The organism is Dietzia sp. UCD-THP, from assembly GCF_000349585.1.
GTDB lineage: Bacteria > Actinomycetota > Actinomycetes > Mycobacteriales > Mycobacteriaceae > Dietzia > Dietzia natronolimnaea_A.
Genome location: NZ_KB714668.1, coordinates 125,880 through 132,736, shown reverse-complemented (window position 1 = coordinate 132,736; position 6,857 = coordinate 125,880). Strand labels below are relative to the sequence as shown.

General features: G+C 61.5%; 6 protein-coding genes. 3 read left to right on the top strand and 3 right to left on the bottom strand.

Going from position 1 to position 6,857, the window contains the following annotated elements; genetic code table 11:
• Positions 1-119 precede the first annotated feature (119 nt).
• From H483_RS38985 to H483_RS37755, 3 genes are all read right to left on the bottom strand, one after another.
• Positions 120-1,088 (bottom strand): SURF1 family protein, encoded by a 969-nt coding sequence (locus tag H483_RS38985; RefSeq protein WP_227022437.1) that lies wholly within the window; start codon positions 1,086-1,088, stop codon positions 120-122.
• Between the two features lie 195 nt (positions 1,089-1,283).
• Complete coding sequence (locus tag H483_RS38980) at positions 1,284-2,027, bottom strand: M23 family metallopeptidase (RefSeq protein WP_081615259.1); 744 nt, start codon at positions 2,025-2,027, stop codon at positions 1,284-1,286.
• A gap of 270 nt (positions 2,028-2,297) precedes the next feature.
• Positions 2,298-3,233, bottom strand: a complete 936-nt coding sequence (locus H483_RS37755) for a cation diffusion facilitator family transporter (RefSeq protein ID WP_017838603.1) — start codon at positions 3,231-3,233, stop codon at positions 2,298-2,300.
• Between the two features lie 191 nt (positions 3,234-3,424).
• On the opposite strand from H483_RS37755, the gene H483_RS37750 reads away from it, so the two are divergent.
• From H483_RS37750 to H483_RS37740, 3 genes are all read left to right on the top strand, one after another.
• Entirely contained in the window at positions 3,425-4,078 is a 654-nt protein-coding gene (locus H483_RS37750) for a TlpA disulfide reductase family protein (RefSeq protein ID WP_081615263.1), read from the top strand.
• Positions 4,075-4,929, top strand: coding sequence for a cytochrome c biogenesis CcdA family protein (locus H483_RS37745; RefSeq protein WP_031265423.1), 855 nt, complete (start codon positions 4,075-4,077; stop codon positions 4,927-4,929). The genes H483_RS37750 and H483_RS37745 overlap by 4 nt, the downstream gene beginning before the upstream one ends.
• 358 nt (positions 4,930-5,287) lie before the next feature.
• Positions 5,288-6,835 (top strand): multicopper oxidase family protein, encoded by a 1,548-nt coding sequence (locus tag H483_RS37740; protein WP_042330407.1) that lies wholly within the window; start codon positions 5,288-5,290, stop codon positions 6,833-6,835.
• The last annotated feature ends 22 nt before the right edge of the window (positions 6,836-6,857 follow it).

The window sequence follows — 6,857 nt, the reverse complement described above, 5'->3', positions numbered from 1 at the left end:
CCGAAGCACGTCCCTAACAGCTGCAGGCGCTCAACGTGAGCATGTCGGGCAGGGCGCCGAGGGCGAGAAATTGATGAGCTCCCGCGAGGTAAGGGCGAGAGCCAGCTCGAGGATTGGACTCAGTAATCGAGCCTATTTCTCGGACGTAGACGCCGTCGGCGTTCAGCCTCAAATCTGGTGCCGTAGCGATCACGAACAGTCATCGTTACGAGGCGGTCATGGGCCACTGCCTCCGTGGCCGCATCCACCTCAGCAATATGACCGGATACGACATCAGGATCGATATCCCTGTCACCAGGTCCCACAGCACCGTCGCCTAGGCTGCCTTGCTCGTCGTTGCCCTGGCTACGTTGGCGGCGCCGCTCCCGGATTTCACTCCACAGAAAGTAGCCAAGCCCAATTGGCGCTAGAACTCCGAATGCAAGCCATTGAAGCCCATAGGACAGGTACGAACCCGCCTCGACTTCCGGTATCGGAGTTGGCTCGAGTGATCCTGGTTGACCTCCGGGGAGCTGGAGATGATAGCCAGCAAGATCGAGATCCAGAACCCGACCGATCGTCGAGGTTTCAATGGAGCGCACCATGTGACGATCGTGCAGAACTATCGGTTCGGCCGGGGTGTCGGTGGGCATTCTGAGCCTGGCGGTGATGGTCACTGGATCGGCTACCGCGGCCGGGTAGGTCGGCACCGTGTTGTTCTCGCCAACGCGAACCCATCCACGATTAATAAGCAGATCATCGCCGCCCTCGGTCCGAAATGCGGTGAGAACTTGGTAAACCTGTTCCCCGTCGACAGCTTGCTGCCGCAAGAGCACTTCGTCTTCGGGCAGATAGCGACCGGTTACTGTGACCCGATGCCACTCGGATTCGTCCAACGGCGCGTCCCGCGCCGTCAATTCCGTCAACGGCACTGGATCGGCTTCGACGCTGTGAAGAAGTTGGGAATTGCGCGTCTTCAAATCCTCGTTCTTGCCTAACTGCCATGGCGCCAACAGTGTGAAGCACGTATAGACGAACAGTGCGACGGCGATGAAGGAAATCAACCACCCCGGCGTCATCACGCGAAAGACCCTCTGCACGCCGTTCACGATAGGCGTGATGGCAAGACGGTCGGCATCGGGGCCCTCCTGTCGGCACCAGCTCCGGCGATCATTAATCGTGCCCGCCTCCCGCCACTGTCGGCAGGGATGGTTCCGATCCGGCGAGATCAGCGTGTTGCGTGCCGAATTGTGGCATCCGGGCCTGGATCGGAAGTGTCGAGCAGCAGGTCGTTGTCTACGTCCTCAGATGACGACGCCGTTCGCGGCCAACCATGACACCGAGTCGATCCACTGGCCGGCGGGATTCTGTACGCCGAAGTGCACATGCGGACCAGTCGAGTAGCCACGGTTACCGACTTCACCGATCACCTGGCCGGCGGTGACCTGCTGGCCTTCGGTGACGTAGTTGGCATTGTTGTGGCCATACTCCAAGAGATAGCCGTCATCGGTCTTGATGCGAATCCATAACCCATAACCGGAAGCGGGGCCGGAGGCCACGACCGTGCCGGACTTGGCTGCATACAAGGGTGTGCCGATCGGCGCAGCGATGTCGGTGCCATTGTGGTTAGCGCCCCACCGCGAGCCGAAGCCAGAGGTGATCGTTCCATCAGTCGGCCTGTGAGCTTGGCTGGCGACCGAAAACGCCGAAGACGACGACTGAGCAGTATCGAATCCGAGCGCCTGGCTCAGCCCGGGGGCCTGACTTGCATACTGGCGGACCGCGTCAGCTCCGATGCCATAGCGGGCGGCAGCCTCTTCGACCATCTGTCCGACGTGCTCGGGATCAGACGATTGGGCAGCGGCCACAGGGGCGACACTAAGCGCCGCGCCACCGGCGATTGCGGCGCCAGCCAGCGTGGTGGCGGCGATCCGGCCCACTCCCCTGGATCGGTTGGCGCGATGACGCCCACCAGCAGAGATGCGGTGGCCCACACCAAGCGAGTCCATGAGATCGGCGAACGGAACGCTCTTGGAGGAGCTCGACATGATTGATTCCTTCAACTTAAGCGATGGTCGCAGCTTCATACCGACGACCACTGGAGACTCCCGAAAAGGTAACAGTTGCATATCGTCCTGTCACGGAGAGTTTCCTGAGAATCCAGAAATCAGCAGTTCATACGCCATTTGTTATTCATCTACGGCATCGCCCGACCGTTACCCCGACGTGATTTTTGGTTCGAACGCGGGCCGGCCGGAGCCACCCCGCAATCGTCCCGGGTGACTAAACCGCGATCAACGCAAGCAGGATCAAGGTCCTTACTCCTGCCCCCTCCTCGTACCCGCCGCACGTGTGATGTCGATCGCTGCTGCCGCAGACTCATCGGGACAGTCGGTCTCCACCTGCGCAGTAGAAAAGAAGAAGCCGTACCGATCCTGAAGCAAGTTGGAGGCGGATTGGAGAACGATCTGCGGATCGGCGCTTGCGGAGGTGCGCAGGTGGCCGGAGAACACGAAACGTCCACTGGTTAGTGCCCAAGCATGGGCATGATGGACGTCTTCCACCCCATCTATCGCTGCCAGGTCTTCAGTCACGTCAGACAGGTAGACCTCGTCGGGTGTGCCCTCCATGAGCAGATGGGTGGCGTCGCGCAGGATGCTCCAGCTTGCCCATACAAGCACGAAGCCGAACGCCAAACCGAGCAGCGGATCGATCAGCAAGAACCCGGTGAACTTGATCACTAGTGCGGTGACGATGATGAGCAGGCTGCCGACGAAGGTCTGGATGATGTGCCACAACGCGCCACGAACGTTCATGTCGCTGCGGCTTTGTTTCCAGATCAGGCTCAGGGCAACGATTTCGGTAAGCAAGCCTCCCGCGGCTGCCCACAGCATGGGCGTCGTGGGCAGGTCAACCGGAGCATTCATGCGCATGGCAGCCATCACGATCACCACCATCGCCATGATTAGCAGGAAACCGCCATTGACCAGCGCGCCTACGATCTCGGCGCGGTACCAGCCAAAGCTGCGATTTTCGTCTGCGGGGCGGCGGGCGAGTCGAGCAGCGAAGATGGCGACTAGGACACCACCGACCGCCGAGAAGGTGTGAAAAGCGTCCGAGATCACCGCAACCGAGCCGGTCCACAGCCCGATCGCCAACTCGATGACGAAGTAGATTCCCGTCAGCCAAGCCGAGATAGCCATGCCCCACCCACGAGCCTGCACCTGCCCGTGTCCACCATGCCCATGCGCCATGGGGGTCTCCTTTTTTGCACTCGGAATCCGGTTCTCGTGTCAGCTGCATACTGTGCATCGGTCTCGCGGTGCCCACAGCTTCTCTTGGGAATCTTGATCAGACCTTCATCGAACCCCGACCGAACCAATGGGGTAGGGGCGGCACAATCGTCCGGTGTGACTGTGCAGGCAAGAGTGGTGCTGATGCTGTGATGACGACGGATGTGTTCGGCAAGGGTGCGCAGCCCGGTAGCTGGGGCAGACGGGCAAGATGCCAACTGGCCGCAGTGGTGGTGAGTTCGCTTGTACTTACTGGCTGCGCTAGCGGCACTGATGCCGTCGCTTCAGGTGAGACGTTCGATTTTGTCAGCCCGGGCGGCCAGATTGAGATCTTCTATGATCCGCCGGCGGACCGCCAGAAGATCGCGCCGATGTCTGGCCCGGAAGTAGTAGATCCGGAGGCCACTGTGGCGGTCGCAGACTTTCCTGGCGAGGTGGTGCTGATCAACCTGTGGGGTCAGTGGTGTGCTCCCTGCCGGACGGAAACCGACGACCTGCAGCGACTACAGGACAAGTACCAGGCGCAAGGGTTCACCAATCTCGGCGTCAACTTGCGCGACCCGAATCGGCAAAAGCCTGTCGACTTCATCAAGGACAACGGGGTCACCTATCCCTCAATTTGGGACCCATCGCAGGCCGCGGTGGCAGCGCTACATGGTTTCCCCACCTCGGTGGTGCCAGCGACACTGATTCTCGACAAACAGCACCGAGTCGCTGCGGTATATCTAGCAGAGGTCACCGACACCCAGTTGGAGCCGGTCATCGAGAGACTGCTGGCCGAGCCTGCTGAAAGCGACGCTGCATGAACACGGTGCTGATCGCGCAATCCATTGGCCAGACGTTCCAACAAACAGCTGCTTCCGGGCCTCTACTTCTCGCGTTGGGAGCATGTGTCCTTGCGGGACTCGTCTCGTTCGCCTCGCCGTGCGTAGTCCCGCTCGTGCCCGGGTATTTGGCATATATGGCCAGCATCGTGGGTGCAGAGCGCCCGGCGGTGACCGTGCAGGCCGCCGAGCAACGCCGCGCCGAAGCCGGCACGCTCACTCTTGAACAGCAGCGTCAGCGGGTGTCATCGCGACGACGAGTCGTCCTCGCCGCGGTGCTATTCGTTGCTGGATTCACGGTGGTCTTCGTGCTGCTGTCGGCGATGGTGCTGGGCACGGTGCAATACCTCGCCCCCCAGCAAGAATTGCTGCAGCGGCTCGGCGGTGTGGTGACCATCTTGATGGGTCTGGTGTTCATCGGGGCCATACCCGCCCTCCAGAGGGACACTCGAATGCAGCCGAAAGCGCTTTCCACCTGGGCGGGCGCGCCGCTACTTGGCGCCGTCTTCGCCCTGGGATGGACGCCGTGTCTCGGACCGACGCTGGCAGCGGCGTTGTCGGTGGCCGCCGGAACCGGACTCGACGCCGCACGCGGAGTACTGCTCATCGTGGCGTACTGCCTGGGGCTCGGACTGCCTTTTATCGTGGTGGCCTTCGGTTCGACGAGAGCCATCCGCACGGTGGGCTGGCTGCAACGACACACGCGAACGATTCAGATCGTCGGCGGCATCATGCTCATTGTCGTCGGAATCTTGCTGCTCAGCGGCATATGGACGCAGTTCGTGTACTGGCTCCGCGACTTCGCCGTCTCAGACACCACTTTGCCGATCTGACAGTGCTCCGATGGTCTCTCCTAACTCGAGTCGAGTCTGTCTGTCCGAAAAGAACCTTGATCGGATCTTGACGAAACGATGACCCAGATCTCGCATTTCGCCCCGCAGAATCGAGTTTCTAAGACAGGCAAGGAGTTGAGTCTGATGGGGTGGTTTTACGGTGTGAACTGGATCGACATCGTCCTGTTGATCGCGTTCGTACTCGGTTTCTGGGCGATGGTTCTGGCCTTGACGACCAGTCTTTTCGGAGGGCATCGGCACCTACGCGGGTCTCACTCTCCTGCTACTGGGGTCGTCTCTTCCGGTATCTCTTTCGGATCTCACGTAGGGACCGCGACTTCGCGAACCGCCGATCATGATGAACGCTGACGCCACGGGGCGGGCAGGTGCGCTAAGACGTGCGCCGCGCGTGCTGGTCTCCCGCCGGTCTTTCTTGGCCGGATCGCTTCTCGCCGGCGCCGGCGCTCTGACTGCATGTTCTGGTTCCGGAGCAGCCACGGGCAGTCCCGTGGGAGCCTCGTCAGATCTCGTGAGGCGGCTTGAACAGGAGCGACGCTCCCCCGGCCAAACGGTGGTATCCGCGCAGTTGACCCCCCGTCCGGTCGACGTTGATCTGGGTGGCCGAGTCGTCTCAACGTGGGGATACGACCAACAATTGCCAGGCCCACTGGTGCGGGCCCAAGCTGGAGAGCGGCTGCAGATCACCGTGGACAACCAGCTGCCCCAGGAGACCAGCGTGCACTGGCACGGGATCGCCATGAGCAACGACATGGACGGGGTTCCCGGGTTGACACAGGACCCGATCGCACCAGGCACCACGTTCACCTACGACTTCACCGCCCCAGACCCAGGCACGTACTTCTACCACTCACATTCGGGTCTGCAACTCGATCGGGGCCTGTACGGAGTGGTGATCATCGATGATCCGGACGAGCCCGGCGACTACGACCATGAATGGCTCGTGGTCCTTGACGACTGGGTCGACGGGACCGGTCGGACTCCCGACGATGTCGCCCGTGATCTGGGCATCGGTGCCGACACCGCAGATGCCGGGATGCAGGGGATGGACCACGACATGATGGACATGCACGGGGGTGAGGGGTCGATGATCTCCCCCATCCTCGGCAGCGCCGGGGATGTCACCTACCCGCACTTTCTGATCAATGGTCGACTCCCTGTCGACCCCTACGTCTGGAGAGCGTCGCGGGGCCAACGCGTGCGCATCCGGTTCGTCAATGCCGGCGCCGACACCGCGTTCCGGGTCGCGCTTGGCGGGCACCGGATGACCGTCACTCACACCGACGGCTTTCCCGTGCTTCCCGAGGACACCGATTCCCTTCTGATCGGCATGGGTGAACGGTTCGATGTTGTGGTCACGCTCGGCGACGGCGTGTTCCCGTTGTTCGCTCAGCCCGAAGGCAAGGATGGCCACGCGCAGGCCCTCGTACGTACAGCAGCGGGCGATCTCCCGACGAATTCCCGACCAGTCGAAGTGGACCGGCGTCCGCTATTGGGTACCGACTTATCCCCCAGCGAGGCAGTACGTCTGTCTAGCCAAAGTCATGATCGGTACCACAGTGTTGACCTGGGCGGGACGATGTCGCCGTACCGGTGGACCCTCAACAGCCAAGTCCACCCGGATTCGGCGCCGCTGGAGGTCAACAGTGGGGAGCGGGTGCGGATGCGGATGCGGAACATGTCCGACATGTTCCACCCGATGCACCTGCACGGACATACGTTCGCGCTCGCGGACAGCGGGCTTCGCAAAGATACCGTCACGATTCGGCCGATGCGCACCATTGAGATCGAGTTCGACACCGATAATCCTGGCCAGTGGGCGTTGCACTGCCACAACGCCTATCACCAAGAGGCCGGGATGATGACCACTCTGTCCTACCTCGCCTGACCGGCAAGGTAATCCACCCGCG